This is a genomic window from Sphingopyxis sp. (assembly GCF_036402335.1).
GTDB lineage: Bacteria > Pseudomonadota > Alphaproteobacteria > Sphingomonadales > Sphingomonadaceae > Sphingopyxis.
This window is the reverse complement of the sequence record NZ_DASWTD010000452.1, coordinates 1-2,326: the sequence shown is the minus strand read 5'-3', so window position 1 is coordinate 2,326 and position 2,326 is coordinate 1. Positions and strand designations below refer to the sequence as shown.

General features: G+C 65.5%; 3 protein-coding genes and 1 pseudogene. All 4 read right to left on the bottom strand.

The genetic code is table 11. The annotated features are described in order from the left end of the window. Window positions 1-215: 215 nt before the first annotated feature. On the bottom strand, window positions 216-866 hold the full coding sequence (gene clpP, locus VGD20_RS14660; protein ID WP_331135152.1) for an ATP-dependent Clp endopeptidase proteolytic subunit ClpP: 651 nt from the start codon (window positions 864-866) through the stop codon (window positions 216-218). Window positions 867-1,021: 155 nt separating this feature from the next. After that, window positions 1,022-1,360 (bottom strand): ferredoxin FdxA, encoded by a 339-nt coding sequence (gene fdxA / locus VGD20_RS14655; protein WP_331135151.1) that lies wholly within the window; start codon window positions 1,358-1,360, stop codon window positions 1,022-1,024. Between the two features lie 51 nt (window positions 1,361-1,411). After that, window positions 1,412-1,714 carry an RNA-binding S4 domain-containing protein gene (locus VGD20_RS14650; RefSeq protein WP_331135150.1) on the bottom strand — a complete coding sequence of 101 codons (303 nt, stop codon included), beginning with the start codon at window positions 1,712-1,714 and terminating at the stop codon, window positions 1,412-1,414. After that, window positions 1,704-2,326: pseudogene (locus VGD20_RS14645) on the bottom strand (helicase); the annotation flags it as partial. The gene VGD20_RS14650 and the pseudogene VGD20_RS14645, both read right to left, overlap by 11 nt.

Genomic DNA, 2,326 nt, shown 5'->3' with positions numbered 1-2,326 from the left:
AGCAATATAATGTGCTCTTGCTGTCGGAGCCGCTCAATTTCGTCATAAATCTTCCTCTGGCTGCGCCAAAAGGGCACCGCCGTCTTTATCCTAGTCCGCGGTCACCCAATTACAATATGGCAATTGGGTGACACGGGTACAATGTCCCGCGTAGCGCCAGACGGCGAAGCGGGCGTCAAGAAACGCGGTTACCGGTCCGTTTCGGGACGTCATAGTCAGGGCGTCGGACCTTCGCTCACATCCTTCGGCGCGTCGTCGCCGGGAAGGCCCGGACGGCGGTCGAACACCTGGTCGACGAGGCCGAATTCCTTGGCTTCGTCGGCTTCGAGGAACGTGTCGCGGTCCATCGCTTTCTCGATCTCTTTCAGCGACTTGCCGGTATATTTGACGTACAGGTCGTTCATCCGCTTGCGGATGCGCAGGATTTCCTTGGCCTGGATTTCGATGTCCGACGCCATGCCGCGCGCACCGCCCGATGGCTGGTGGACCATCACCCGGGCGTTCGACAGCGCGACACGCATGCCGGGTTCGCCCGCGGCGAGCAGGAAGCTGCCCATCGATGCCGCCTGGCCGATGCACACCGTGCCGACGCGCGGGCGGATATATTGCATCGTGTCGTGGATCGCCATGCCCGCCGTGACGACGCCGCCCGGCGAGTTGATGTACATGTAGATGTCCTTCTTCGGATTCTCCGATTCGAGGAACAAGAGCTGGGCGACGATCAGCGAGGCCATCTGGTCCTCGACCTCGCCGGTGACGAAGACGATCCGTTCGCGCAGCAGGCGGGAGAAAATGTCAAAGCTGCGTTCGCCGCGGCTCGTCTGTTCGACGACTACGGGTACCAGCGCACTCAGCGGATCGATCATTGGGAATTCGTCCTTCATTATCGGGATGCCGCACCGGAGAATCCGGCGGGCTGGCCCCTCTGCCGTTCTACATCGGCGCGCTGCGAAAGGGATTCAAGGGGGCAAAAAGAAGGGGCGGGAAAGTCCCGCCCCGACTGGATCGGTCTGAACTGGGATCAGTCGCCCTCGCCGGGTTCGGGCGAGAAGAGCGTCTCGAACTTGTTCTCGACGCCCTTGAATTCGTCGGCGTCCGCGGGGCTGTCCTTCTTGACCGTGATGTTCGGCCATTCGGCGCTGAACTTGGTGTTGAGCTCGAGCCACTTTTCCAGCCCGCTCTCGGTGTCGGGCAGGATCGCCTCGGCGGGGCATTCGGGCTCGCAAACACCGCAGTCGATGCACTCGCTCGGATTGATCACCAGCATGTTCTCGCCCTCGTAGAAACAGTCGACGGGGCACACCTCTACGCAATCCATGTACTTGCAGCGGATGCAGGCATCGGTGACGACATAGGTCATTGGGAACAATCCTCCTGTACCCGATCCTGCTATTCCCGCGCCCGGCCGCCGTCAATCATCCGTTTCCGCGGGTGTCGCGGGGCTAATCTCGCGGTAGAGCGTCGCGGCCTCGCTCGCGGGGCCCCGGCGGGTCGGCAACCGCTCGATGCGCAGCACACGGACCCTGCCATGCGCCATCAGGCTCAGCACATTTCCCGGCCGGACCGCAACATGCGCGCGGCCGATGCGGCGTCCGTCGAGCCGGATATGACCCTGCTCGCACAGTGCCTGCGCCACGCCGCGCGTCTTCGCGAGCCGCGCGAACCACAGGAAGCGATCGATCCGCTGCGTGCCGTCGGGTGCGTCAGCGGCCATTGGCGGCAACCAGCTCCGCGAGCTCCGCAAAATGGCCATCGGCACGGACTTGCTCGACCTCGCGCCGCCGGATGCGCCCGCGCCACGCCCAGCCGTCCGCTTTGGGCTCGAAGCCGAGCTGGCGCATCAACCGTGCGAGCGAATCCGCGCTCAGCCCCAGCGAAACCGCGAGCGAGGGATCGGGGGTGAAGGGGCGTCGTCCGTCACGCGCGTCGTGCGCCGCGCGCGCGATGCGCTCGGCAAGGTCGACGCGCAACGCCTGCCGCCCGAGCGTCCGGAAATCGGGCAGCGCCGAGGGTGTTGCAAGCATTGCGGCACCGGGCGGCGGCAGCACGGGCATTGGCGCGCCACCGCGCGCGGCCATCAGCGCGGCACGCCAGCGCATCGCCTCGGGCCTGAGCAGTTGCGGGTGGAAGATGTCGAGCGTCCCGATGACGAGCCCCAGCCGCCGCGCCTGGTGCCGGGCGGCCTTGTCGAGCGCGGCAAGCGGCTGGTCGATCGCACGCCTTTCGAGCACGCCGCCTGCTTCTGCCAGCGGCACCAGCAGGGCGCGCAACAGCGCCGGCGTGTTTGCATCGGCCGCAGCTTCGGCGATCCACACAAGGGGTTTCA